This is a genomic window from Micromonospora pallida, assembly GCF_900090325.1.
In the GTDB taxonomy this organism is placed as follows: Bacteria; Actinomycetota; Actinomycetes; order Mycobacteriales; family Micromonosporaceae; genus Micromonospora; species Micromonospora pallida.
In genome coordinates this window covers 1,677,217-1,701,314 of sequence record NZ_FMHW01000002.1, presented here as the reverse complement: position 1 = coordinate 1,701,314, position 24,098 = coordinate 1,677,217, and the positions used below count along the sequence as shown (strand labels likewise).

Genomic DNA, 24,098 nt, shown 5'->3' with positions numbered 1-24,098 from the left:
ACCCGACCGGCCGTACCCATCGACCAAGGAGCACCAGATGACGACGCGCACGACCGCACGCCCCGCCGACCGCCCCGCGAGCGTCTGAGATGGGCGCGGAGGAGGAGTCGGCGTTCCAGGACAGCGTGGCCATCATCGGCATGAGTGGCCGCCTGGCCGGGTTCGACTCGGTCGACGAGTTCTGGCGGGGCCTGGTGGCCGGCGTCGAGGGCTCGACCACGCACACCGACCGGGCGCTGACCGACGCGGGAGTGTCGGCCTCGGACCTCGCGGACCCGGCGTACGTGCGCAGCAGCTTCCCGCTGGCCGCGCCGGAACTCTTCGCGGCCGAGTTCTTCGACATCGGACCGGCCGAGGCGGAGGTGACCGATCCACAGCACCGGCTCTTCCTGGAGAGCTGCTGGTCGGCGATGGAACACGCCGGCCGGGCCCCCGGCGGGGAGCACGGCAGCGTCGGGGTCTTCGCGGCGGCGTCGTCGAGCCACCACCTGGCCGAGCGGGTGCTCCCGTCGGAACGGGCCGCCCGGATCGCCCACCCGTTGCAGGTGGCGGTCGGCAACGACGCCGGCATGCTGGCGCTGCGGGTGTCGTACAAGCTGAACCTGACCGGGCCGTGCCTCACCGTCTCGTCGGCCTGCTCGTCGTCGCTGGTGGCGGTGCACCTGGCCTGCCAGAGCCTGCTCACCCGGGAGTGCGACATGGCACTGGCCGGCGGTGCGGCGGTCCGGCAGCTCGAACCGACCGGCTACCGGCACGAGGAGGGCGGCATCCTGTCCCGGGACGGGCGGTGCCGGCCGTTCGACGCGGACGCCACCGGCACCGTCCCCGGCGACGGGGTCGGCGTGGTGGTGCTCAAGCGGCTCGCGGACGCCCTCGCCGACGGCGACCACGTGCACGCGGTCATCCGGGGGTCGGCGGTCAACAACGACGGCTCGGCGAAGGTCGGCATCACCGCGCCGTCCATCACCGGCCAGGTCGCGGTGATCCGGGACGCCCTCGCCGTGGCGGGGATCGCCCCGTCGACCGTCGACTACGTCGAGGCGCACGGCACCGGCACGGCGCTCGGCGACCCGATCGAGCTGCGCGCGCTGGCGGAGGCGCACGGTGGGCGAGCCGCCGGCTCCTGCCGGGTCGGGGCGGTCAAGTCGAGCATCGGTCACCTGGACGCCGCCGCCGGGGTGGCCGGTCTGATCAAGACGGCCCTGGCGATCGAGCACCGGTTCATCCCGGGCACGCTGCACTTCGACCAGCTCAACCCGGCGCTGGACCGGCCGGGGAACCCGTTCCGGATCACCGCCGACGGTACGCCGTGGCCGGTCACCGACCATCCGCCGCGCGCCGGGGTCAGCTCCTTCGGCATGGGCGGCACCAACGCCCACCTGCTGCTGGAGGCGGCACCGACTCGGCCGTCGGCCGACCCGAACCGGTCCACGCAGGTGTTCCCGCTGTCGGCGCGTACCCCGGAGGAGTTGGCCGCCGCCGCCGGGCGACTGGCCGACCACCTCGCCGGGACGCCCGCCGACCCGGCCGCGCTGGCCGACGCGGCCTGGACGCTCCAGGTGGGACGCGCCCGGTTCCCGTACCGGCGGGCGGTGGTCGCCGGCACCGCCGCCGAGGCGGTCGAGGCACTGGGCGCGGGCACGACCGACCCGGTCGTGGACGGTACGCCGCAGGTGGTGTTCCTCTTCCCGGGTCAGGGCACCCGGTTCGCCGGGGTCGGCGCGGGGCTGTACGCCGCCGAGCCGGTGTTCCGGGCGGCGCTGGACGAGTGCCTGGCGGCCTTCGCTCCGCATCTGGACTGGGACCTCCGGGCCCTGCTCCTCGGCGTCGACACGACTGCCGGGGATCCCGCCGAGGAGACCGGCCAGGCGCAGCCGGCGATGTTCTGCCTGGACTACGCCGTGGCCCGGCTGTTGGCGTCCTGGGGAGTCGAACCGGACGCGATGACCGGGCACAGCCTGGGCGAACTGGTGGCCGCCTGCCTGGCCGGGGTCTTCGACCTGGCGGACGCGGCCCTGGTGGTGGCGGCGCGGGCCCGGCTGATGCAGGCGTTGCCGCCCGGCCGGATGATCGCCGTTGCCCTCGCCGAGGACGAACTGCGGACCGTACTGGCCGGGCACGGCACGATCGCGGCGGTGAACGGACCCGCCTCCTGCGTGGTCGCCGGCGACGACGCGGAGATGGCCGTGGTCGAGCGACGCCTCGCCGAGGCCGGCGCGGTGACCCGGGCCCTGCCGGTCCGGCGGGCCTTCCACACCGCGCACACCGAACCGGCGCTGGACGCCTTCGCCGAGGTACTGCGGACGGTACGGCTCCGTCCGCCGACGCGGCGGTTCGTGTCCAACGTGACCGGAACGTGGATCACCGACGAGCAGGCCACCGACCCGGGGTACTGGGTGGCCCACGTCCGCAGCCAGGTGCGCTTCGCCGACGGCGTCGCGGTCGTCGCGACGCTGCCGAACCCGGTCTTCGTCGAGGTCGGTCCGGGTCGCGGGCTCGGAAACCTGGTCCGGGCCCGGCCGTACGCGGGGTCACCGCCCCCGGTGGTGGCGGTGCTGCCGCCGCCGCGCGACGACGAGGGGCCGTCGGAGCAGCGGCGCGCCCTCGCCGCGCTGGCCGACCTGTGGCGGCACGGGGTGGAGCCGGACTGGTTGGCGCTGCACGGCGGCGTCCCCCGGCGGCGGACCCCACTGCCGACCTACCCGTTCACCCGTACCGGGTTCCTGCTCCGGCGGACGCCCCGCACGGCGGCCCCGGCGGCGTCGATCGAGACACCGGTCTGGTTCCCGGCCCACCTGCCCCGGGACGCGGCCCGGATGCCGCAGCCGGGCCGGTGGCTGGTGCTCGGCGACGAGCAGGGGGTGGGCGCCGACGTCGCGGCGGCGCTACGCGCCGACGGTAACCGGGTCGACCTGGTCCGGCCCGGCGCCGGCGACGGTCCGGCCGACCCGTGGGCCCCGCTGCTGCGGGACGGCACGCCGGTGGACCGGGTCCTGTACGCCGCAGACCACTCGGACGACGGGGCGGCGGTGCTGGCCGGGCTGGCGCGGGCGCTGCACGAGACGTCCTCGGACCGGCCGGTCCGGGTGGACGTGCTCACCGAGGACCTGCGCGAGGTGGCCGGTTCCCCGGTCCGGGCCCCGCAGCGGGCCGCCCTCGACGGCACGGCAACCGTGCTGGCCCGGCGGTACCCGACGCTCCGGTTCCACTTCGTGGACCTCCAGTCGACCGGTGCCTCCGGCTCCGAGGCGGACCGGCACCGGCGGCGGGACCTGGTCCTCACCGAACTGGCGATTGAGCCGGCCGGCCCGGGCGTCGAGCAGGTCGCGTACCGGGGGCACGGCGCTTCCGCCGGTCCCTGGTGGCGGTCCCGTCGGGCGAGGTGGCGTCGGCGGGTGTCGTCCCGGACGCCGGGTACCTGGTCACCGGGACCGCCGAGCCGGCGCTGCGGATCGCCGGGGAGCTGGCCCGGGCCGGGGCCAGGGTGGTGCTGGCCGGCGAGGCGGAGGTGGTCGACCTGGTCGACCCGGACGCCACCCACCCGTTGGAGCGGCTGCTCGCCGCGTATCCCGACACCGTGCACTGGCTGCCCACCGACCTGACCGACCCGGACGCGTCGGGCCGGTTGGTGGTCGCCGCCCGGGACCGGCTCGGCCGGCTCCGGGGCGTGGTGCACACCGTCGACCTGCCGCCAGCCGCCAGTCCGGAACAGGCGGTCGGCGGACCGGAGCGGGCCGTCGGCAGGCCGGCGGAAGCTGTATCGACCACCGGCGGGCCGGCGGAGGCTCTGCGGGAGGTCGGGCGGCGGTTCGACCGGGTGCGTCTGCTCGCCAGGCTGCTGGACGGCGAGGACCTGGACGTCCTGCTGCTCGCCAGCGGCGCGCGGGGCGGCACCGACCCGCTGACCGAGGAGGCGCTGGCGGCGGTGCTCGGCGCGTACGCCGAGGAACGTACCGCCGAGGGAAGGCCGACCAGCGCGGTCCGGCTGCGGCCGGTGGACGGCAAGGACGCCGACGACCGGACGGCGCTCGCGTCGGCGGCGGTGTGGGCGGCCCTGGCCAGCGGCGCGCCACAGGTACGCGTAGCGGGCGTGGCCGAGGATGTGCCTGCGGAGTCGGCTCACCCCGACGGGAGTGCCCCGCCCGGTGTGCCGGAGCCGGTGGGCGGGCCGCCGCTCGAGGACGACGTCGAGCGGACCGTCGCAGAGGTCTGGCAGGAGGTGCTCGGCGTATCGGGCTTCGGTCCGGACGACGACTTCTACCAGCTCGGTGGCAACTCGCTGTTCGCCATGCAGATCATCGCCCGGCTCCGGCAGCACTTCGGTGACCTGCCGATGAGCGTCATCTTCGAGGCGCCCACGGTCACCGGTCTGGCGGCGGCGATCCGGGTGTGGCAGGGCGAGGGCATCGGGCTCGACGAGTTCGAGGCGCTGCTGGCGGAGATCGAGGCCACCCCGGCCGTCGGCACGATCGGAGGCGGTGACCATGGCTGAGCGTCCCTCGGTGGCGGACCTGAACCGGCGGCTCGCCGCCCTCTCCCCGAACGTCGGGCTGCCCTGGAGCAGGCGATGCGGGCCCGCGCCGTCAGCCTGCCGCCCGAGCTGGCCGCCCCGACGGCCCGCGCCGCAGCCCAGCCGGGCCGGCGGCGACGCCCCACCAGCCGGATGGCGTTCAGCCTGTTCTTCTTCTCCGGGGACGGCTCCACCCAGGACGGGGAGAAGTATCGGCTCCTGCTGGACTGCGCCCGGTTCGCCGACGAGCACGGCTTCGCCGCGGTCTGGGTGCCCGAGCGGCACTTCGTCGACTTCGGTGGCCTCTACCCGAACCCGTCGCTGCTCGCGGCGGCGCTGGCGGTGATCACCCGGCGGGTGCAGCTGCGGGCCGGCAGCGTCGTCCTGCCGCTGCACCACCCGGTGCGGGTCGCCGAGGAGTGGGCGGTGGTGGACAACCTCTCCGGCGGGCGGGCGGCCGTCTCGGCCGCCTCCGGCTGGCATCCGGACGACTTCGTCCTCGCCCCGGGCGGACCCGACGGGTTCCCCCGGCGCAAGGACGCCATGTTCGAGGCCATCGAGACCATCCAGCGGCTCTGGGCCGGGGAGACCATCGACGTGTCCCGCCCCGACGGCAGCGTCCGGGCGGTCCGTACGCTGCCCCGGCCGTTGCAGCCGAAACTCCCCGTCTGGGTCTCGGCGGCGGGATCGGTGGAGACGTTCGAGCGGGCCGGCGCGATCGGGGCGAACATCCTGACCGGCGTGATCGGGCACCGGCTGGTGGAGCTCGGTGAGAAGATCACCGCGTACCGGGCGGCCCGGGCGGCGGGCGGGCACGACCCGGACGCCGGCACGGTCACCACGATGGTGCACACCTTCCTCGGCCCCAGCGACGAGGAGGTCCGCGGGCTGGTCCGGAAGCCGTTGATCGACTACCTCGGCACGTTCCTGCGGCAGCACCAGGGCATCGAGGGCGGGTTCAGCGCGCTCGACGACGACGCCCGCGCGGCGATGCTCGACGCCACCTTCGAACGCTACTTCCAGTCGCTGGCGCTGCTCGGCACGCCCGACAAGTGCGAGGCCCTGGTGGAGGACCTGGTCGACGTCGGGGTCGACGAGGTCGCCTGCCTGGTCGACTTCGGCCTGTCGCCCGACACCGTACGCGACGGTCTGCGCCACCTCGCCGACCTGCGTAACCGTTACCAGAGTTCGGAGGAGTCCGCGCATGACTGACCTGTCGGCCCGACTGGAGCGGCTCACCCCCGCGCAGCGGGCGCTGCTGGACCGTCGCCTCGCCGACCGGCAGGCCATGGTGGGCGTGGGTGCCATTCCGCGCCGCGCCCGGCGGGACCGGGCCCGGCTCACCGACGCCCAGGATCGGGTCTGGCTGCACCGGCAGCGTCTGCCGCACGATCCGGCGCACAACGTGCCGTCGGCGTGGCGGCTGCGCGGCCGGCTGGACCTGGACGCCCTCACCCGCGCGGTGCACGCCGTGATGGCCCGGCACGAGGTGCTGCGGAGCACGTACGAACTGGACGGCGACCAACCGGTGCAGGTGGTCCACCCGCACCTGCCGTTCACCATCCCGACGATCGACCTGCGCGACCTGCCGGCCGACCAGCGGGAGGAGCGGATGTGGCAGGAGGCGCGCGCGGAGGGCAACCGGCCGTTCGACATGGGCGTCGGCCCGTTGCTGCGGATGCTGCTGATCCGGCTCACCGACGACGAGCAGGTGCTGGTCCGCATCTTCGACCACATGATCTGGGACCGGGCGTCGATGGGCATCTTCGGGCAGGAGGTGGCCGGCTTCTACCGCACCTACGTCGAGGGCGGGACGTACGAGCCGCCGCCGCTGCCGATCCAGTACGGCGACTACGCCGAGTGGCAGCCGCAGTGGATCGAGCGGGAGGTCCGGGTCCGGCACCTGCCGTACTGGCGGCGCCAGTTGGCGGACGTGCCACCGGCGCGGGAACTGCCGACCGACCACCCCGAGCGGCGGGGCGCCACCAACCGGTCCGGCCAGCGCTACTTCCGGCTGTCGCCGGAGCTGACCGAGGAGCTGCGCCGGTTCGCCCACGAGGAACGGACCACGCTGAACGTGGTGCTCCTCGCGGTCTGGAAGTTCCTGGTGCACCGGCTCACCGGCGCGGAGGATGTGGTGGTGGGCACCAACTCGTCCACCCGCCGGCGGGCGGAGACCGAGCCGCTGATGGGGCTCTTCCTGACCATGCTGCCGCTGCGGACCACCGTCCGGTCGGAGCTGACGTTCCGGGAGCTGGTGGCGGCCGCCCGCCGGACCATGACCGGCGCCCTCGATCACCACGACATCCCGATCGGCGTGATCCTCGACGAGCTGAACGTCGGCCGGGGCGTGGGACTCGGCGCCCTCTACCGGGTGGCCTTCATCATGGTCGACTTCCGGCACGAGGCTCCGCTGACGATGGCGGGCCTCGAGCTGGAGCCGCTGATGCTGGAGAAGCAGACGGTCACCATCGACCTGAGCATCGGCTACTTCGACGAGGCCGGCGAGGACAGCCTCTACGGCATGATCGAGTACAATGCCGACCTGTTCACCGCCGCGACGATCGAGCGGATGTGGCAGCAGTTGGACCTGCTGCTGCACGGGGCGGTCGCGACGCCCGACCGGCCGATGGCGGAGCTGCCGACGCCGCCGGACGACGAGGTCGACCGGTGACCGGCGGCGGCCGCGACCGTGGGGACGGAGCGGGTACGACGTCCGCGACCGGGCCTGGCCTGCTCGCCCGCGTCGCGGCCCACGCCGACCGTACGCCCCGGGCCGTGGCGGTCCGCGCCGCCGCCGGGTGTCTGGAGTACGGCGACCTGGTCGCCCGGGCCGGGGCGATCGCCGGGGTGCTGCGCGGGCGCGGCGTGGTCGCCGAGTCACCGGTGGGAATCTGCCTGCCCCGGTCGCCCGAGCTGGTGGCGGCGTTGCTCGGGGTGCTGTGGGCGGGCGGGACGGCGGTGCCGCTGGACCCGGCGGCGGCGCGGATGCGACTGCGTCTCCAGGCGTTGGACGCGGGGCTGGTCACGGTCCTGGTGACGGCGGCGACGGTGGAGTGCGCGGCGTTCGACGTGCCGGTGACCATGGTGGACGCGATGCCGGCGACGCCCGTCGCTCTCCCACCCCCCGACTGGCCTGCCGACCGGGCGGCGGTGGTCGTCCACTCGGCCGGGGTGGAGGAGGAGCCGAGGCCGGTGGTGGTGACCCACGGCAACCTCGCCGGCCTGGTGGACTGGCTGGTGGACGGCTGGCCGACCGGCACCTTCGCCGGCGTACGGGTCGACGCGCCGCTGGACGGTCACCTCGCCCTCTGCCAATTCCTCGCGCCGCTGGCCGTCGGCGGGACGGCGCTGGTGGACGGTGATGCGGTGCTGGTGGACGGTGACGCGGCGCTGATGGACGCTGCCGGGGCGACGGCCGTCGGGTCGACCTCGACGGCTGCCGCCCCGAGTGTCCGGATCGGGTTGCCCGCCCCGGTCGGGGAGGCCAGCCCGGTCGGGGACACCACCGCGCTGCTGGTCACCGGCGGTCCGGTCACCGGTCCCGTGCCGTCGGCCGTGACCTGTTGGTCGGCGTGGGGCGCGGCCGAGACCGGCGGGCCGGTGCTGGCCGGCACCCACCGTACGGACGACCCCTGGGCGCTCGGCGCGGCCCGCGCCGACACCACCCCGTACGTGCTGGACGACGCGCTGCGGCCGGTGGCTACGGGCGTGGTCGGCCGGCTGCACCTCGGCGGTGGCGCGGTGACCCGGGGCTACCACGGCCAGCCGTCCCTGACGGCGGAGCGCTACCTGCCCGACCCGTTCGCCGCCACCCCGGGTCAGCGGATGGTCGCCACCGACGACCTGGTCCGGCGCGACGCCGACGGTGTCCTGCGGTGGGTGGGTCGCCTCGACGACTGCTCCCGGCGGGACGGAGAACCGGCGCCGCCGGTCGAGGCGCAGGCCGCGCTGCGCCGGCATCCGGGGATCGCCGACGCCGCCGTGGTCGGCTCCCCCACCGGCGAGCTGGTCGCGGCGGTGGTTCCGGCATCCGGCGAACTGGTCGCGGCGGAGGTCCCGGCACCCGGCACCGCCGGGTTGCGGTCCGACCTGGCCGGGCTGCTGCCGGCACGGCTCCGGCCGGACCGGGTGCTCGTGCTGGACGCGCTGCCCCTGCTGCCGTCGGGCAAGGTCAACCGCCGCGCGCTGCTCGGCGCCGCCGCCCGAGCCGAACGAGTCGACCGGGCAGCGCAGACCGGGCGGGCTGCGCAGGACGAGCCGACCCGGCAGGCTGGGCGGGACGAGCAGGCCGGGCGGACGGACCGGGACCGGCCAGCCGCCGACGGACCCGGCCGGGCGGCGCAGGCGTCCGGCGCGGCCGAACGGGCGGTGGCGGAAGCCTGGACGACGGTGCTGCGCCGACGGGTGGAGGCCGACCGGAACTTCTTCGACGCGGGCGGGGACTCACTCCTGATGATCAGGTTGAGTGGACTGCTGCGGCGGGCGTTCGACCGGGAGGTCGACGTGGTCGACCTGTTCCGCCTGCCGACCATCCGTGACATGGCAGCGCATCTCTCGACGCCACTCGTGGCGCCCACACCGACGGACCCGCCAGCGCCCGACGGCCTGACGGCGGCCGAGCGGCAGGCGCAGGCCCGGCAGGAGGCCCGGCGGCAGATGGGCCGGGCACGTGGGGCCCGGCGGGGAGCGTGACCGGTCGGGCCGATCGCCGTGCCGTCGGCGACCGGCCAATCAGGGACGCCATTCAAGTTTATCGATTGCATTGGTAGCATGGGCGAACCGTCGTCGCTGATCGGAGGCCCTGATGACGACATCGAGACTGCGGCTCGCCGCCGCCCTGACGGCCGGCGCGCTGACCATCCCGCTCGGCGCCCCCGCCGCCCAGGCAGCTGTGGTGCCCCGGCACGCCATCGTCGTGTGCCAGAGCGCCAGCTTCTACGCCAACTACAACTCCTCCACCGGCCCGTCCGGGCTGAAGCGCGTCCTCTACTACGGGGACAAGATCGGCCACACCCCCGGCTCGCACCCGGTCTACAACGGCTGGGCCGCCTCCTTCGACTTCGGCCCCAACGACTGGGGCTACCTGCGGTACGAGTGCATCGGAGGGTACGACTCATGGTGAACCCCGTAGCCCGCCGGATCGGCGCGACCGTCGCGGCGGTGGTCGCCACGGTCGCCCTCACCCCCACGGCCGCCTCGGCGGCGTACGGCACCATCGGCGAGCGGGAGACGGTCTGCGCCAACGACCTGTTCGTCCGCACCGAACCGGTCGGCGCCTGGATGGGCACCCTCTACCGGGGACAGACCTTCCTCGTCGAGGGCCCCCGCAGCGGTGGCTACATCTACGGCTTCGCCTACGGCAACATCAACCGACGCGGCTGGGTCCAGGACGGCTGGTTCTGCTGACCCGCTAACCCTCCGGACCGCACCACGCCCCGCTTCCCCGATAGTGCGGGAAGCGGGGCGTCGCGGTCACGGGAGGGTCAGGCCGTACGCGGAGAGGATCTCCATGATCGGCTGGTAGTAGGTGGTGCCGCCGGTGGTGCAGTTGCCGCTGCCGCCGGAGAGGATCCCGAGGATCCGGCCGGTGGCGGGGTCGTAGAGCGGGCCGCCGCTGTCGCCCGGCTCGGCGCAGATGTTGGTACGGATCAGGCCGAACACCGAGCCCTCGGCGTAGTTCACCGTCGCGTTCAGGGCGGTGACGCTGCCGCACCGAACGCCGGTGGTCGAGCCGCTGCGGCAGACCCGCTGGCCGACGTAGGGATTGCCGGCGCTGTTGATGGGCAGCAGGCCGGGGTAGGTGTAGACCGCGCTCGGGTGGGCGATCGAGGTGTTGGTGTACTGGACGATGCCGTAGTCGTTGCCCGGGAAGCTGCTGCCGGCGCGAGTGCCGAGCGGGGTCCCGCCGGGGTTGGCGTACCAGGCGCTGCCGACGTTGGTGCAGTGCCCGGCGGTGACGAAGTACCAGGTGGTACCCCGGTGGACGTTCGCGCCGAGCGAGCAGCGTCCGCCGCCACTGGCGTAGATCGCCTCGCCGCCGGCGATGAGAGTGGTCAGCCGGCCCGGTTCGTGGCGCAGCACCGCGCCGGCCCGGGCCGCGGTCGCGCGCAGGGTGGCCAGCTCCGCGGCGCCGACGGTGTCGTCGACGGTGAGGGTCATCCGGCCGGTGGCCGGATCGAGCACCCAGGCCGTGCCGGCAGTGCGGACCTCGGCGAGGACCGCCGCCGCCCGGGCCGGGTCGACGGCGTCGGGAGCGGCAGGTCGGGCCTGGGCAGCCGTCGGCGCGACGAGGAGCAGCACCGCCGCGAGGAGGGCGAGGAACGGGGAACGACGCATACGGACCTCCACTGATCGAAATTTGTGGATGTCAATACAGCATCCTCCCCCGCCCCACCGACATTCAAGCGACGGCACGCATCTGACCGGCCAGGATCAGCCCGCTCGGCGTTCCCCGGTACGGGAGACGGGGGCTTCCGGGGGGTGGTGCCGGGGATCCGCCAGTCGGGCCGAGACCACGAGGTCGTCGAGTTCCCGCGACCCAGACGGCTGCTCGGGAAGCCGGGTGTCCTGCTGCGCCTGATCCAGCCGGGCCGCCAGCGCGTCGAGGTCCCGGCCGAGGACGTCCCGCCCGACCAGGTCACCGAGGGCGCCGTGTTCGGCGGTACGTTTCGCCGCGATCAGGTCGGCCAGGTACGCCGGGGCCGGCTCGGCGTCGAGCAGGGTCGGCAGGTGCGCCACCACCCGGCCGGCGCGCATCAGGTGGACGCCGGTCAGCAGCGCCCGGAAGGCGTACAGCAACGGTTTCAGCTCACCGGTACGGTCGAACAGCCGGCGCTGGGTGGCAGCGAAGCCGCGGTAGTGGTGCCCGTGGTGCCGGGTGAGCACCCCCAGTGCCAGCTCGACCAGCGCCGCGTGCACCGGCGAGGTGTGCACCACCAGTGGCGACAACAGCTGTTCCAGCACGTAGCCGTTGCGCCGCAACATGAGCTGGACGAACTTCCGCAGATCGTGGGTGACGAGATCCATCTCGACCCCGTCGCGGTGCCACATCGCGGTACGGGTCTGCGCCGGCTCGCCCAGCCCGACGAGCGCGGCCACCGACAGCAGGTGCACACCGCGCAGGTCCACGTCGGAGTCCCGGGAGGGGAAGCCGTACAGGTGCGCGCCGGAGACGGTGGCGAAGACCAGCGGGTCCGGCTGCTCCGCGACCACGGCCGCGAGGTCCACACCCGCCGGCAGGCCGGCACCCGCCAGGGCCGTCACGCGAGCCCCCGGACGGACCGACGGCGGACCGAGACCAGCCACCGCTCGACCCGGTCGGCGTCGGGATTTTCCGGCAACGGGCTGTGTGCCAGGTCGGCCACCAGCCGGGCGGTGAGCCGGTCCCGCCAGTCGATCACCTCGGCCCAGGGCAGCGCGCCCGCCTTCAGCGCCAGCAGGCGCTCCCGGTCGGCGCCCACGTCGAGCACCAGTTCGCCGGTCCGCACCAGGTGCGCGCCGGCGGCCAGCAGCCGGATCAGGTGCGTCACGTGCCGCCACCGGGGAGCGCCGTCGCGCTCGACGCCGCGCTGCGCCTTGGTGAACTGGGCGGTGGCGTACCGCAGGTAGGTGTCGACGACCCGGCGGGACAGGAACGCCGGGGTGAGGTCGCGCAACTCCGCGCCGAGCGGGGTGCAGGTCTCCACCAGAGGCGAGTGCAGCACCTCCAGGACGTTCGGGTTGGCGGCCAGCCCGAGGACGCAGACCCGCTCGACCTCCCAACGGAACTGCTCCGGCAACGGTCCCTCATGGTGGTCGGCCGGCTTGGTCAGTGGCCAGAACGCCGACGCCGGCAGCGCGTACACGCCCCGCCGGTCGGTGTCGGAGTGCGGACCGGCCAGACCGAAGGCACGGGAGCCCACGACCACCTGGAGGATGGTGTGCTCGTCCACCAGCCGGTCGGTCAGGACGTCGGCCGTCGGCTGGGGTGCGGGCGACCGGGTGGCGCCGTCGGGCAGCATGCCGGCCATCATCGCAGGACCGAACGGGCCGGGCATCCGGGTTCCAGGTCGTGCCGCCTCGTCACCGCTAGGGTGTCCACGAGGTCTCCGGTCTCAGGTTCGCTTGGTCGCTGAACCATCTACCGGAGACCTTGTCACATCTCGACCTCCGACAAGCGAAGATCGTCAAGCCAGCTCAAGCCCTGCCGCTCACTCCGACAGAGGCTCTGGCGATAAGGAGGCATGATGATCGATACGCGTCTTGCGGGCCAGAACGTCCTGGTGACCGGCGGAGGCGGAGGAATCGGTGCGGCGATCAGCCGCGCGTTCGCCGCCCAGGGCGCGCGCGTGGTGATCCACCACCTCGCCCGAGACCTCTCCGTGCCCACAGGCACCCAGTGGGACCACGTCACGCCGAACGACGATGCGGCCCGCAAGCTTGCCCAGGAGCTCGGGAACGACTCGTTCGCGATCAGTGCCGACCTCTCGGAACCCGGTGCGGCACACCAGCTCGTGGAAGCGGTTCTGGACCGGACTGGCTCAATCAACGTCCTGGTCAACAACGCGGCCCACTGCGAGTCGCCGGACACGGTCGACACCCTGACCCAGGGCTCGTTGGAACGGCACTACCGGGTGAACACCATCGCCCCGGCGCTCCTGACCGCCGAGGTGGCACGCCGACGACGCGGGGACGATCCGCTCTGCGTCGTCAATGTCACGACCGACGCCGCCCGCGCGTTTCCGGGCCAGATCGGCTACGGCACATCGAAGGCCGCGCTCGAGGCGCTCACCCGCGCCACAGCGCTTGACTTGGCGGCCGGCGGCATCCGGGTCAACGCGGTCGCTCCAGGCCCCGTCCAGACCGGCTGGATCGGGGCGGACCTCATCGACCAGGTGACGGCTATCGTGCCGATGGGAAGGATCGGTGAGCCCGACGACATCGCGGACGCTGTGGTGTACCTGGCGTCCTATCAGGCCCGTTGGATCACAGGGCAGGTGCTGCAAGTCGCCGGCGGGCACGCCCTGTGAAGACACCCCATCCCTGATCAGCGGACGGAGCGGTCAGCTTTGACGCGTAGCCGGGCCGTCAGGCTGCGGAGCGCAGCCGGGCGTCGAGCGCGTCGAGGTCGGGCAGGAACCAGACGTGGTCGGCCTGGTTCGACTCGTGGACCAGGGCACGCAGCGCGGCACTGGCGGCGAGGTGTCGGGAGATGTCGCCGAGCACCACCAGCCGCAGCCGGTAGTTGACGAACTTCTGCATGACCTCACCGGCGAAGCGGGTGCCCAGGGCGAAGAAGTCGTCGTCGAGCCGGCTCGCCGGAACGGCCACCACCTCGGCCCCGAGGAAGGCCGCGCCGATCAGGTCCAGCGCGTCCTGCGTGGTGACCAGCGGTGGTCCGTCCGGGTCGCACACCAGCACCTGCACGCCGGCCCGCTCCTGCACCAGGTCAGGCACCGTCGGCCTCCCCGGCGAACAGGCCGTTGTCGCCGTCGGTGGCGACCTCCACCAGGTGCAGCAGTTCGGCGGTGGCGGCGGCGCCCCCGAGTATCACGATCTTCATACGGTTCCGTTCCTCGTCGTGGACGGTCTGGACGCGCAGCGGATGAGCGGGGTCGCGGCCGCTCTTCGCGGCGGCCAGGACGAGCGTGCCGAGCCGGTCGGCGGCGGCGCGGTCGACGCCGTCGACCTGCACGATGCTCGACACCTCGACCACGGCCGTGACCGTGCCGGACGGCTGGCCGGAACGCCCGGTCAGCTCGGCGAGATCGGACCGGGCGATCCGGTACTGCTTGCCGATCCGGACCGCGCGCAGCGAGCCGGCGCGGATGTAGCCGCGCACCGTGCGTACGTGCAGGCCCAGCCGCTCGGCCACCTGCTCGACCGAATACATTTCCTCACTCATCACTCCCTAACCTACCCTATCGAGGGCATGATAGGGAATTACACCTACTGCGCTGGTGGCTCCGGCCGACCTCAGGCCGGCCGGAGCGAGGGGTGATTCAGTACCGAGTCCACTTCTGGTTGGGGGTGCCCGCGCAGTCCCAGAGCTGGAGCTTGCCGCCGTTGGTGGTCACGTGATCGCGGACGTCCACGCACCGGTTGGAGCTGAGGTTGACCAGGTCTCCGGCGCCGTTCAGGGTGAACCGCTGCACCGGGTTGCCGTTGCAGGTGACCAGGTTGACCTCGGTGCCGTTGGCGGTGCCGGCCCAGGCCGGGTCCATGCACTTGCCCATCGCCCGGACGGTGCCGTCGGACGCGAACGTCCACTGCTGCGCGGCGCTGGTGTTGCAGTCCCAGATCTGCAACTTGGCGCCGTCGACCGGGTTGGCGCCGGGGATATCGACACAGCGTCCACTCCCCACGCCCCGGATCCGGGTGGTGCCCGTCGGCGGGGAGGAGGTGTAGCCGTTGACCCGGACGTAGTCGACCAGCATCTGCTGCGGGAACTGGGTGCTGCCGTCCGGGTAGCCCGGCCAGTTGCCGCCGACCGCCACGTTGAGGATCATGAAGAACGGGTGGTCGAAGACCCAGCGGTTGCCGCCGAGCCGGCCCGGGTCGACCCGGTGGAACTCGACGCCGTCCAGGTACCAGATGATCGAGTTCGGCTCCCAGTCCACCCGGTAGGTGTGGAAGGCGTCGGCGAGCGGAGCGCCGATGGTCCGACTGCCGGTGATCCCGCCCCCGCCGGAGTAGCCCGGCCCGTGGATGGTGCCGTACACGGTGTTCGGCTCCCGGCCGATGTTCTCCATGATGTCGATCTCGCCGGAGTTCGGCCAGCCCACGCTGCCGATGTCGTTGCCGAGCATCCAGAACGCCGGCCAGATGCCCTGGCCTCGGGGGATCTTGATGCGGGCCTCGAAGCGGCCGTACGTCTGGGTGAACGTCGCGGCGGTCAGCAGGCGGGCCGAGGTGTACTCGCACCGACCGTAGTGGCACTGGTAGTTGTTCGGGTTCTCCCGCCGGGCGGTGATGACCAGGTTGCCCTGACCGTCGTGCACCGCGTTGCTGGTGCTGTTGGTGTAGTACTGCCGCTCGTTGTTGCCCCACCCGTGGCCGCCGATGTCGAACCGCCACTTCCCCTGGTCCACGGGGGTGCCGGCCGGGGCGTTGAACTCGTCCTGCCAGGTGATGCCGCCGATCGCGGCCTGCGCCGGCTCGTCGTCGGCGGGCAGGACGGGGGCCGCGGTGAACCCGAGGAGCGCGGCGAGGACGAGGGTGAGCGGACGGGCTCGCGGGGGGAGCCGGAATCGGGGCATGGGGGTCTCCTTCGCGTGGTGGAGCGGTCCGGGCGACGCGCGGCGGTGGCCGCCGCCGGACGCGGTGCCACGTCCGGCCAGACGGTGCGGGGGCTGGGCCCGCCGGACGCCGGTTCCGGCCATCGAGGACGAGAGAGCGCTCTCTCTAGCGAAGCATGTCGATGGTTGTTATTTTTGTCAACACTGTTGCCAATTGTTCTCCGGCCCGGCGCGCAGGGCGCAAGTACACCGAGGGAGCGTAGGGCGCGGAGAAGGACGTGGGCAGCCGTCCGGATCAGCGGGCGGCCGGCAGGTGGTCCACGCGGTGCAGGAGAGGAGCCCGATCCACCAGGGCGGACACGTCCTTCCCCGAGGCCATCACCGTGCGGTCGGGACGGACCAGAGCTGCCACGACCCCGGCCCGCCGTAGCCACCGACCGAGGGGCGAGGCCCGGTCCACCGGCACCGGCACCACGCCGCGCCGCCGCGCCGCCACCGCCACGTCCGGCGGCACCGGCCGGACGGTGACCACGGCGAACCAGGGCCCGACCGCCTCGTCGAGCCGGCGACCGTCGCCGAGGAGCGCGTTCGGGCAGAGCCGCCCGGGCAGGCCGCGGGGCGACCCGCGGCGCTGCCGCAGCGCGGACCGTCGCAGCGGCGGCGTCGCACTGTCGAGGACCTTCGCCCGGAAGCCGGGCAGGTAGGCCAGGCGCGGTGCGACCACCCGGCGGAGCAGGTTGCCGACCTCGCCCCCCTCGGTCATCGCCCGGCCGATCACGGTGGCGAGCCGGATGAGCGACGTGACGTGCGGCTTCCGCTCCGTCTCGTAGCTGTCCAGCACGCTCTCCGGCAGCCCGCCGGTGAGGACGGCGGCGAGCTTCCAGCTCAGGTTGACCGCGTCGCGCAGACCGGCGCCCATGCCCTGGCCGATGAACGGCGGGGTGAGGTGGGCGGCGTCGCCGAGGAGGAGGACGGGCCCGTCCCGCCACCGGTCGGCGACCTGGGCGCGGAAGGTGTACTCGGCGCAGCGGGTGACGGTCAGCGCCGGGAACGGCACGTCCCCGGTCCACGGCCGGACGAGGCGGTGCAGGGTCTCCGGCGCGGACATGTCCTCCGCCGTCTCGCCGGGCAGCAGGCGGAACTCCCACCGGTACCGCCGCTCTCCCACCCGCATGTACGTCGCGGCGCGGTGCGGGTCGCAGACCTGGTGTACGCCCTCCCAGGCGTCGATGTCGGCGTCGGTGTCCACGTCGACCACCAGCCAGCGCTGGGCGAAGCCCAGATCACGTACGGTGGACCCGATCAGCGACCGGACGGTGCTGTTGGCGCCGTCGCAGCCGAGCACGTACCGCGCGGAGAGCGTCTCCCGCTCCCCCGACGCCCGGTCGGCGAGGTGCACGCGGACCGGTCCTTCGTCCTCCCGGTCGAGGCCGGTCACCTCGACGTCGCCACGGAAGGTGACCAGCGGCTCTCCGGCCATCCGCCGGCGCAGCAGACGCTCCAGTTCCGGCTGGTCGAACATGTTCGCCTGGGGGTACCCGTGGACGCCGGGCGCCGTGCCCCGGCTGAACTCGGCGAGGACCCGGTGGTCGGGGGCGAGCAGCCGCAACCCCTCCGCCGGCCGGGAGACGGCGGCGAACTGCTCGTGTACCCCCACCTGGTGCAGGATCCGGTGGACCTCGTCGTCGAGGTGCACGGCCCGGGGCCGGGGGTAGACGTCCGACCACCGGTCGAGCAGCACGCAGCGGACGCCGTACCGGGCGAGCAGGAGCGCGGCGGTCACACCGGTCGGACCGGCACCGACGATGACGACGGGAACCGGACCGCTCATCGCCGCACCTCGCCGGCAGTGCGCCGCCGAGGCCGGGGACGGGGGCGGGCCCGTCGGCAGAGAACGGCCATCGGCTCTCCTCGGCTCGGGTTCCGACTCTGGCTGACCACAGTAGAGGTACCGCCTCCCCCGCACCGGAGAACCACTGGATTCTGTCCAGCAACTCGTGTTGCCGACTACAGCCAGGCATCTCACTATGAGTAGCCCAGGCCGGCGCGACCCGCGCCTCCGCGCGCCCCCTGCTCTGCACCCCTACGCACCAGACACTCTCGGTGAGCAGCAGCTCTCAACACCGAAGTCCGTCGACACACTCCAGCCCCTGCCCAGAAGCAATCGCGCGTATTAGCGTGCAGACCAAAGAGAAAACCGGGACGGCTCCACTCGACGAAGAGTCACCCACCGTGAGAACCCGCCCCCAGCCCGGCCCCAGACACGCATCGTGACCGTATGCAGTGTGCCCCTCGGCGTGACCGGTTCATGACCCAAGCCGCGTCGTGAACTCTCGAATCGCCCACCTCGGACATCCGTACCCTCTACACCTGGACCGTCGACCACGGCCGCGCGACTAGCCTGCCGGGTCCGTCGAACGACCCGCCGTGTTTCGGCCCGCCGGTGACCGGGGCCGCCCCGCCGGTGATCATGTTGTCGGTCGGGGCTGTTAGTGCTGTGCCCACTAACGTTCACCGGGCTTTCGGTGGTGTGTTGTGGATCCTCGCTGGTTGGGCGAGCGACTCCCCACCACTGGTTGGTGGGGCGGGCCACAGCGGGCCATCCTGGCCCTCGCGCCGCCGGGCGGGCGGCGGGGGTCACGCCGGGACCGACCAACACCCGGTAGGTGCCGGCCGGCTCGACGGTGCGTTACCACCCCAGGCAACACAACATGCGTACCGGTGGTGGTGGGTCCGCCGCCCGGGGTGCGGGTGGCGATGCTGGCCGCCGCGACCACGTCGCGGTGACCGGAGAACTGGCAGTGCGGGCAGGTCAGGGTCCGTCCACGCGGCTTCGGCACCCGCTTGCGGCAGGCGGGGCAGGTGGAGGAGGTGCCGCGCTCGTCCACCAGGTGCACGGTGATACCGGCGAGGGTGGCCTTGTCGGCGAGGATCTGTAGGAGGCGGCCGATCTGCCACTGCCGTAGCCGCAGGTTGTGCCGCCGCCCGGACGGCAGGTCGAGAACGCCGCGCGGGTCACCGACCTTGAGTACTCCGACCCGCTGGTTGACGGCCCAGGTGATGACGGTGCGGGCGGCTTCGTGTTGGGCCTGCCGCACCCGCCGCCGATGGCGGCCCTCCACCCGACGGACCCGCACCCGATACTTCCGCCACCGACGTGACCCGCGCTGGCCTGGTTTCGGTGCTCGGCGGGCGACGGCCCGGCGGCGGGCTTTGGAGTCGGCGAGGTGCATGCGGTGCTCGGCGCGGATCGCCCGCCCCGACACCAACAACGCCTCCCCACCAGGCCCGGCCACCGCGAACGGATGGATGATGCCCACGTCCACACCGGCCACCCTGGCCGGGTCCGGCCCTTCACCAGGCGGATAGACCGTAATCGGGACTTCGGCGGTGACGTCCAGGAACAGGCGACCGCCCTCACACAGTAGGGTGATCGAGCGGACCTGCTCGGCCGGATACGGCACCTCACGGGCCAGACGTACCCACAACGGCCGGGTGCCTCGCGCGGTAGGGATACGCACGCGGCGGCCGTCGAGGGTGAACGTGCCGTGGTACCAGCGCACCGGCACCAACCCCCGCCGACGACGCGGGAACCGCGCCGACACGTCACCAGCCTTACGGCGTTTCGCCGCCGCGAACCACGCGTCCGAGAACCGCCGCAACACGGACCGCGCACCCGTGGTGTCCAACTCGGCGAACGTGCCCGGGCCCGAAGCTGACAACTCCCGACACAACTCCTGGTAACTCGTCAACGGGGTGTCCCGCCGGCGCCGCCGCCACGCGTTGGCCTCCAGCACACACGCCCACACGTCACCGGCCGACCGCAGCAACCCGAAACACCGCCGCCACTGCCCCGACGTCACCCGCAACCCGACACGAGCAGTGCGATGCACCACCCGCAGCGCACCCGGATCCCGACGACGAGGCATAGGACCCAGCCAACACCACCGGTACGACAATTCTCAGAACCGACCGGTCAAGGTTCAATGACGAGGCATTAGCATCGCGCCGCTGACCCACCCGTACGACCGGAGGTTCTCGTGATCAGTTCGCACGCGTCGTCGTTCGCCGGCTTACCGGTGGTGCCGTTCACACCGGGGATGAGCCTGCCGGCGGACCCGTCGGCGGTGGCCTGGCGGCTGGAGGTCGAGGACTTCGAGGCCGAGCCGGAGGAGTTCGCCGCCCTCGTGGCGGCGTTCCGTGAGCAGGTGCCTCCGGCGGCGGTCCGGGCCGTCGTGATCGGCGAGTGGGGCACCGCGTACGAACAGGAACTGCCGGTCGAACTGCTGGTCGACGCGGCGGCCGAGTGGACCGGGCTGCGGGCGGTCTTCCTCGCCGACCTGGTCTCCGAGCAGTGCGAGATCTCCTGGCTGACCCTGACCGACATCACCCCGCTGCTGACCGCCTACCCCACGTTGGAGGTGCTGTGGGTGCGCGGCGGCAACGGACTGACGCTGACCCCCATGCGCCACGACGGGCTGCGGGAGCTGCGCTTCGAGTCCGGTGGGCTGCCCGGGGCGCTGGTCCGGGCGGTGGGCGAGTCCACGCTGCCGGCCCTGGAACGGCTGGACGTCTGGCTCGGCCGGTCCGACTACGGCGGGGACACCACGGTCGAGGACCTGGCCCCGCTGCTGGCCGGCGCCGGCCTGCCGGCCCTGCGGCACCTGGCGGTGTGCAACGGCGAGTCGCAGGACGCGGTCGTCGCGGCGGTGGCCGACGCGGCGGTGGTCCCCCGGCTGGCGGTGCTCGACCTGTCCATGGGAGTGCTGACCGACCAGGGCGTGGATGCGCTGCTGGCCGGGCAGCCGTTGACCCACCTGCGACGGCTCGACCTGCACCACCACTTCCTCTCCGAGGAGGCGCAGCGGCGGGTGGTCGACGCGCTGCCGGGGGTCGAGGTCGACCTGTCGGACGCGCAGAAGGCGAGCGTCTACGACGGCCGGGAGTACCGGTTCACCGCGGTCGGGGAGTGATCGACGATGACGTTCGGAAGCCACGCGAGTTCCTTCGCCGGCCGGCCGGTGGTCGACGTGCCCCTGGGCGAGCCGCTACCCACGGTGGACGGCCCGGTGTCCTGGCGGCTCGCCCGCTGGGACTTCGACCAGTCCGCCGCCGAGAACACGCCGTCCGAGCCGTTCCAGGGGGCGTTCGGGGAGTTCGTCGCGACGGCCGGGCCGTCGGTGGAGTCGCTGGTCGTCGGCTCCTGGGGGTACACCGCGTTCAACTCCGCCCCGATCCCGCAGCTCTGCGCGGCGGCGCCCCGGCTGCCGGCCCTGCGCGCGCTGTTCCTCGGGGACATCACCGTCGAGGAGTGCGAGGTCTCCTGGATGCGGGTGGGCGACGTCAGCCGACTGCTGGCCGCGTACCCGAATCTGGAGGTGCTGCGGGTGCGCGGCGGCGCGGACTTCACGTTCTCACCGGTACGGCACGACCGGCTGCGTAAGCTGGCGGTGGAGAGCGGCGGGCTGTCCCGGACGTTCGTCCAGGCGGTGTTCGACTCGGAACTGCCCGCGCTCACCGACCTGGAACTGTGGCTCGGCACGCCCGCCTACGGCGGCGACACCACTGTGTCGGACCTGGCCCCGCTGCTGGCCGGCGAGCGGTTCCCGGCGCTGCGTCGGCTCGGACTGTGCAACGCGGAGATCGCCGACGACCTGGCCGAGGCGTTGTCGACCGCGGCGGTGGTGTCCCGGCTGGAACGGCTGGATCTCTCGCTGGGCACGCTCGGCGAGCGAGGTGCCGCCGCGCTGCTGGCCGGGCAGTCCCTGACCCACCTGGCCGAACTCGACCTCCAGCACCACTTCCTCCCCGAGGAGGTGGCCGCGGCGCTGGTCGCCGCCCTGCCCGGGGTCCGGGTGGACGTGTCGGACCCGCGGCAGGAGGACGAGTACAAGGGCGAGCGCTACCGGTACACCGCCGTCTCGGAGTGACGCTTGCCGGCCGCGGCGCGGCTCACCCCGGGGAGTATCGGGCGAGGATGTCGTCGATGGCCGCCTCCAGGGTCGCCTCGGCACGGGCGACGTGCTGCCGCAGGTCGTCGACGTGCTGCCGGTCGGTGGCCAGCCGGTCGGCGAAGCGGGCCGCCTCCCGCCGGACCGCCGCCGGTGCCGGCCCACCGTAGAGGGTCCGCCGGACGACGAAGGCGTACGGGTCCATCGCCTCGGCGAACTGCTCGGGGGTGAGGCCGCTGTCGCGGCCGAGCACCTGCCGGGCCGCGTCGTCGAGCAGGGCCGGGGTGGCCGCCGGGGCGGCCACCCCGCGTTCGATACCGAGCCGGACGAAGACGCCGACGACCTGGTGGGCGTGCCGCCAGTCGAGCCCGGTGTGCCGGACCAGGGCGGTGGCGACGTCGGTCACCTGCGCCCAGTGCGCGCCCGCCTGAGCGGCCAGCCGCTCCCGGTCGACCCGCAGGTCGGCGAGGATCCCGGCACAGTCGCGGAGCTTGCCGGAGATCGCCCCGCACATCGACCAGAGCGCCTGCTGCGAGTAGCGACGTTCGAGGATCGGGAAGCCGGTCGGGCCCCGCTCGGCGGTGACCACCCCGACCAGGGCAGCCAGGGCCTGGGTGGCGACCGACTTGACGTCCTCCAGGGCGTCCGGGTTCTTCTTCTGCGGCATGATGCTGCTCGTGCCGCAGTACCGGTCGGGCAGTTCGATGTAGCCGAACTCGACGGTCGACCAGAGGTAGAGGTCGTCGGCGAGCCGGGCCAGGGTGGCACCGGTGGTGGCGAGCAGCGCCGCCGTCTCCATCTCCAGGTCGTGGCTGAGGATGGCGTCCATGGTGTGCGGCAGCGGGGCGTCGAAGCCGAGCAGGTCGGCGACCCGGTGCCGGTCGACGGGCAGGTCGCTGCCGGTGAGGATGGCCGCGCCGGCCGGCGAGAGATTGAGCCGCCCGTACAGGCCGAACAGCCGTTCGGTGTCCCGGGCGAAGGCCTGCTCGAACATGGTGGCCCAGTGCGCGAAGGTGGTCGGCTGGGCGTGCTGGCCGTGGGTGTAGCCGGGCATCACCGTATCGGTGTGCGCGGCGGCCAGGTCGAGCAGAACACCCCGGAGGTCGGTCAGGGCGGGCAACAGCGTGTGCAGGTGCCAGCGGATCGTCATCCGGCGGGCCACCTCGATCAGGTCGCCGGAGCTGCGGCCGAGGTGGATCCGGCCGCCGGTGTCGGGCCCGAGGGCGGCGATCAGGTACTGCTCGCCGGAGTGCATCCCGCCGCCCACCTCGATGCGGGTCTCGGCGACGCCCCGGGCCTCCATCTCCCGTAGCGCGGCGAGGATGGCCGGTCCGGTGGCCGGATCGAGCAGGCCCTGCTCGGTGAGCATCACCGCGTGGGCCTTGTCGAAGGCGTGGATCGCCGGCAGGGAGTCGCCGAGCAGTTCGGTGCGGTGGCTACGCAGGTGCGGGAGCTGTTCCTCGGTCAGCCGGACGCCGGTGGCCCGGAAGCCGTGGTAGCCGTGGTCGGTGGTCATCGACGGGCTCCTCCCGAGCCGAAGACGGCGAAGTGGAACAGCAGGTACGCGGTGAGCGTGGCGGTGGTCGACGTGGGATGGTCGGTGAGCGGGTTGACCTCGGTGATGGCGAACGCGTCGCAGTGCGGGGCGAGCAGGCGGACGGCCTCCAGCGCCTCGCCCGAGGTGAGGCCGCCCGGTTCGTGCGCGCCGGCCCCGGGGGCGAACGCCGGGTCGATCGCGTCGATGTCGAAGGAGAGGAAGAGGTGGTCGGCGCCGGAGACCCGGTCGAGGATCTGCTCCACGGCGGAGACCGGGCCGAGGGCCTGGAACTCCCGGGCGGTGATGTGCGGCAGACCGGTGTCCCGCTTGAAGGCCGCCGAGGACGGGAAGTTGAAGTGCCGGACGGCCACCTGGATGCAGTCGTCGGCGTTGATCCGGTCGAGTTCCAGGCTGCGGCGCATGCCGCTGGACTGGCTGACCCGACCCTGGTGCCGGTTGTGGTCGAGCAGGTCGAGGTGGGCGTCGAAGTGGATGACCCCGACCCGTCCGGGCAGGGCCTCGTGCACTCCCCGGGCACAGGGGAAGAGGACCGAGTCGTCACCGCCGATGACGATCGGGGACCGGCCGTCCCGCAGCGAGGTGGCCACGGCGGCGGAGCACGCGTCGAGGGTCGCCTGGATGTCGTGGCCGACGACGTCCACGTCGCCGCGGTCGCGCAGCAGGTCGTCGCCGACCTCGTGCACCGAGTCGCTGTCCAGGGAGTAGATGGCGCCGTTCTCGATGCGCTGGGTGATCCACCCCAGTGCCTCGCGGACCCGGGCGGGCGCGTAGCGCGAGCCCGGCCAGCCCAGGGTGGAGCCCCCGTCGAAGGGGACCCCCCACAGGTCGAACGTCCGCGGCTGGTGACGACGTGGCATGCC

At 73.2% G+C, this 24,098-nt stretch carries 20 protein-coding genes; 10 read left to right on the top strand and 10 right to left on the bottom strand.

Annotation, left to right across the window (positions count from 1 at the left end):
• The first annotated feature begins 89 nt into the window (after positions 1–89).
• The 7 genes from GA0074692_RS07520 (at position 90) to GA0074692_RS07490 (ending at position 9,919) form a co-directional block, all read left to right on the top strand.
• On the top strand, positions 90–3,602 hold the full coding sequence (locus GA0074692_RS07520) for a type I polyketide synthase (RefSeq protein WP_091640790.1): 3,513 nt from the start codon (positions 90–92) through the stop codon (positions 3,600–3,602).
• Positions 3,485–4,492 (top strand): phosphopantetheine-binding protein, encoded by a 1,008-nt coding sequence (locus GA0074692_RS36680; RefSeq protein ID WP_342672861.1) that lies wholly within the window; start codon positions 3,485–3,487, stop codon positions 4,490–4,492. Before GA0074692_RS07520 ends, GA0074692_RS36680 begins: the two co-directional genes overlap by 118 nt.
• 75 nt (positions 4,493–4,567) lie before the next feature.
• Complete coding sequence (locus tag GA0074692_RS07510) at positions 4,568–5,722, top strand: MupA/Atu3671 family FMN-dependent luciferase-like monooxygenase (protein WP_218106587.1); 1,155 nt, start codon at positions 4,568–4,570, stop codon at positions 5,720–5,722.
• The gene (locus GA0074692_RS07505) at positions 5,715–7,184 is read left to right on the top strand and encodes a condensation domain-containing protein (RefSeq protein ID WP_091640783.1); all 1,470 of its coding nucleotides are present in this window, start codon (positions 5,715–5,717) and stop codon (positions 7,182–7,184) included. The genes GA0074692_RS07510 and GA0074692_RS07505 overlap by 8 nt, the downstream gene beginning before the upstream one ends.
• Complete coding sequence (locus tag GA0074692_RS07500) at positions 7,181–9,205, top strand: non-ribosomal peptide synthetase (protein ID WP_176738344.1); 2,025 nt, start codon at positions 7,181–7,183, stop codon at positions 9,203–9,205. Before GA0074692_RS07505 ends, GA0074692_RS07500 begins: the two co-directional genes overlap by 4 nt.
• 112 nt (positions 9,206–9,317) lie before the next feature.
• A complete protein-coding gene (locus GA0074692_RS07495) occupies positions 9,318–9,635 on the top strand; it encodes a hypothetical protein (protein WP_218106586.1) in 318 nt (105 codons plus the stop codon).
• Entirely contained in the window at positions 9,629–9,919 is a 291-nt protein-coding gene (locus GA0074692_RS07490) for a hypothetical protein (protein ID WP_091640776.1), read from the top strand. The genes GA0074692_RS07495 and GA0074692_RS07490 overlap by 7 nt, the downstream gene beginning before the upstream one ends.
• Positions 9,920–9,985: 66 nt before the next feature.
• Here GA0074692_RS07490 and GA0074692_RS07485 read toward each other — a convergent pair whose 3' ends face one another.
• The 3 genes from GA0074692_RS07485 to GA0074692_RS07475 form a co-directional block, all read right to left on the bottom strand.
• On the bottom strand, positions 9,986–10,849 hold the full coding sequence (locus tag GA0074692_RS07485) for a S1 family peptidase (RefSeq protein WP_091640773.1): 864 nt from the start codon (positions 10,847–10,849) through the stop codon (positions 9,986–9,988).
• Positions 10,850–10,945: 96 nt separating this feature from the next.
• The gene (locus GA0074692_RS07480; protein ID WP_425413379.1) at positions 10,946–11,767 is read right to left on the bottom strand and encodes a nucleotidyltransferase domain-containing protein; all 822 of its coding nucleotides are present in this window, start codon (positions 11,765–11,767) and stop codon (positions 10,946–10,948) included.
• A gap of 5 nt (positions 11,768–11,772) precedes the next feature.
• Complete coding sequence (locus GA0074692_RS07475) at positions 11,773–12,513, bottom strand: nucleotidyltransferase domain-containing protein (protein WP_091652873.1); 741 nt, start codon at positions 12,511–12,513, stop codon at positions 11,773–11,775.
• A gap of 225 nt (positions 12,514–12,738) precedes the next feature.
• Here GA0074692_RS07475 and GA0074692_RS07470 point away from each other — a divergent pair, with 225 nt between their 5' ends.
• The gene (locus GA0074692_RS07470; RefSeq protein ID WP_091640766.1) at positions 12,739–13,521 is read left to right on the top strand and encodes an SDR family NAD(P)-dependent oxidoreductase; all 783 of its coding nucleotides are present in this window, start codon (positions 12,739–12,741) and stop codon (positions 13,519–13,521) included.
• Positions 13,522–13,579: 58 nt separating this feature from the next.
• On the opposite strand, the gene GA0074692_RS07465 is transcribed toward GA0074692_RS07470, so the two are convergent.
• From GA0074692_RS07465 to GA0074692_RS07445, 5 genes are all read right to left on the bottom strand, one after another.
• A complete protein-coding gene (locus GA0074692_RS07465; protein ID WP_091640763.1) occupies positions 13,580–13,948 on the bottom strand; it encodes a DUF4180 domain-containing protein in 369 nt (122 codons plus the stop codon).
• Positions 13,941–14,396, bottom strand: a complete 456-nt coding sequence (locus tag GA0074692_RS07460) for a helix-turn-helix domain-containing protein (protein WP_245730215.1) — start codon at positions 14,394–14,396, stop codon at positions 13,941–13,943. The genes GA0074692_RS07465 and GA0074692_RS07460 overlap by 8 nt, the downstream gene beginning before the upstream one ends.
• Before the next feature lie 97 nt (positions 14,397–14,493).
• Positions 14,494–15,750 (bottom strand): glycoside hydrolase family 16 protein, encoded by a 1,257-nt coding sequence (locus GA0074692_RS07455; protein ID WP_091652869.1) that lies wholly within the window; start codon positions 15,748–15,750, stop codon positions 14,494–14,496.
• Positions 15,751–16,024: 274 nt separating this feature from the next.
• A complete protein-coding gene (gene mhpA / locus GA0074692_RS07450; protein WP_091640757.1) occupies positions 16,025–17,560 on the bottom strand; it encodes a bifunctional 3-(3-hydroxy-phenyl)propionate/3-hydroxycinnamic acid hydroxylase MhpA in 1,536 nt (511 codons plus the stop codon).
• A gap of 673 nt (positions 17,561–18,233) precedes the next feature.
• Positions 18,234–19,658 carry an RNA-guided endonuclease InsQ/TnpB family protein gene (locus GA0074692_RS07445; RefSeq protein ID WP_091640754.1) on the bottom strand — a complete coding sequence of 475 codons (1,425 nt, stop codon included), beginning with the start codon at positions 19,656–19,658 and terminating at the stop codon, positions 18,234–18,236.
• A 111-nt stretch (positions 19,659–19,769) separates the two neighbouring features.
• Between GA0074692_RS07445 and GA0074692_RS07440 the strand changes: the two genes are divergently transcribed.
• Positions 19,770–20,702, top strand: coding sequence for an STM4015 family protein (locus tag GA0074692_RS07440; RefSeq protein ID WP_091640750.1), 933 nt, complete (start codon positions 19,770–19,772; stop codon positions 20,700–20,702).
• Between the two features lie 6 nt (positions 20,703–20,708).
• Positions 20,709–21,659, top strand: a complete 951-nt coding sequence (locus GA0074692_RS07435) for an STM4015 family protein (protein WP_091640749.1) — start codon at positions 20,709–20,711, stop codon at positions 21,657–21,659.
• A gap of 22 nt (positions 21,660–21,681) precedes the next feature.
• Here GA0074692_RS07435 and argH read toward each other — a convergent pair whose 3' ends face one another.
• The gene (gene argH, locus GA0074692_RS07430) at positions 21,682–23,196 is read right to left on the bottom strand and encodes an argininosuccinate lyase (RefSeq protein ID WP_091640748.1); all 1,515 of its coding nucleotides are present in this window, start codon (positions 23,194–23,196) and stop codon (positions 21,682–21,684) included.
• Positions 23,193–24,095, bottom strand: coding sequence for an arginase family protein (locus tag GA0074692_RS07425; RefSeq protein WP_091640746.1), 903 nt, complete (start codon positions 24,093–24,095; stop codon positions 23,193–23,195). Before GA0074692_RS07425 ends, argH begins: the two co-directional genes overlap by 4 nt.
• Positions 24,096–24,098 lie beyond the last annotated feature (3 nt).

Coding starts and splice junctions, on each gene's coding strand:
- GA0074692_RS07520 (WP_091640790.1), top strand. CDS start 90: ATGGGCGCGGAGGAGGAGTCGGCGTTCCAGGACAGCGTGGCCATCATC.
- GA0074692_RS07510 (WP_218106587.1), top strand. CDS start 4,568: ATGCGGGCCCGCGCCGTCAGCCTGCCGCCCGAGCTGGCCGCCCCGACG.
- GA0074692_RS07505 (WP_091640783.1), top strand. CDS start 5,715: ATGACTGACCTGTCGGCCCGACTGGAGCGGCTCACCCCCGCGCAGCGG.
- GA0074692_RS07495 (WP_218106586.1), top strand. CDS start 9,318: ATGACGACATCGAGACTGCGGCTCGCCGCCGCCCTGACGGCCGGCGCG.
- GA0074692_RS07490 (WP_091640776.1), top strand. CDS start 9,629: ATGGTGAACCCCGTAGCCCGCCGGATCGGCGCGACCGTCGCGGCGGTG.
- GA0074692_RS07485 (WP_091640773.1), bottom strand. CDS start 10,849: ATGCGTCGTTCCCCGTTCCTCGCCCTCCTCGCGGCGGTGCTGCTCCTC.
- GA0074692_RS07475 (WP_091652873.1), bottom strand. CDS start 12,513: ATGCTGCCCGACGGCGCCACCCGGTCGCCCGCACCCCAGCCGACGGCC.
- GA0074692_RS07470 (WP_091640766.1), top strand. CDS start 12,739: ATGATCGATACGCGTCTTGCGGGCCAGAACGTCCTGGTGACCGGCGGA.
- GA0074692_RS07460 (WP_245730215.1), bottom strand. CDS start 14,396: ATGAGTGAGGAAATGTATTCGGTCGAGCAGGTGGCCGAGCGGCTGGGC.
- GA0074692_RS07455 (WP_091652869.1), bottom strand. CDS start 15,750: ATGCCCCGATTCCGGCTCCCCCCGCGAGCCCGTCCGCTCACCCTCGTC.
- mhpA (WP_091640757.1), bottom strand. CDS start 17,560: ATGAGCGGTCCGGTTCCCGTCGTCATCGTCGGTGCCGGTCCGACCGGT.
- GA0074692_RS07445 (WP_091640754.1), bottom strand. CDS start 19,658: ATGCCTCGTCGTCGGGATCCGGGTGCGCTGCGGGTGGTGCATCGCACT.
- GA0074692_RS07435 (WP_091640749.1), top strand. CDS start 20,709: ATGACGTTCGGAAGCCACGCGAGTTCCTTCGCCGGCCGGCCGGTGGTC.
- argH (WP_091640748.1), bottom strand. CDS start 23,196: ATGACCACCGACCACGGCTACCACGGCTTCCGGGCCACCGGCGTCCGG.
- GA0074692_RS07425 (WP_091640746.1), bottom strand. CDS start 24,095: ATGCCACGTCGTCACCAGCCGCGGACGTTCGACCTGTGGGGGGTCCCC.